Raw genomic sequence first — 585 nt, forward strand, 5'->3', positions numbered from 1 at the left:
AGCTTGAACCAGTGGGGGCTTCCGTTGGGTAAAGGGATAAACGGATAGGACGCCTATTGGATAGGGATATAAAAGATAAAGGGAAGAAAGATATGTACTTAAAGGCATTTGACGGAAAACGGAATGGGGCAACTGTGCAGAGGGGGTATTCTTTGGTACAGCTGTTGGTGGTGATGCTGCTGGTTTCGATCTTGGCGGCGGCGGCCTTTACGGCCTATCGGGAATCGGTCCGCTCGGCCAACCTGCGTGCGGCGCATGCCGCGCTGCTGGAAAATGCGCGCTTTATGGAGCAGTTCTATGCGAAAAAGGGCAGCTTTAAGCTGACGTCGACGAAGTGGCCGGAATTGCCGGTGAAGGAGGCGGGCGGTTTCTGTATCAGGATGAGCGGCCAGGCTAAGGGTATCCTGGAGGGTAAGTTTACCTTGAAGGCGGTGGCGCTGGACAGGGAGGCGGAGCCGAGGGTGCTGCGCTTGAACGAGTCGTTGACGGCGGTGGTGTGCGGGAAGATGAAAGGGAAGGGCAGTTGTACGGACGGCGAGGAGATATTTAGGGGTAATGATGCGGAGTGTAAGCCTTTTATGGGGT

General features: G+C 55.4%; 1 protein-coding gene. It reads left to right on the forward strand.

Going from position 1 to position 585, the window contains the following annotated elements; all coding sequences use genetic code 11:
• Positions 1–173: 173 nt before the first annotated feature.
• Positions 174–585, forward strand: a 412-nt coding sequence (locus HMPREF2711_RS10610; protein ID WP_003749214.1) for a type IV pilin protein, incomplete at its 3' end; no start/stop codon positions are given.

The organism is Neisseria sp. HMSC070A01, assembly GCF_001810165.1.
Lineage (GTDB): Bacteria > Pseudomonadota > Gammaproteobacteria > Burkholderiales > Neisseriaceae > Neisseria.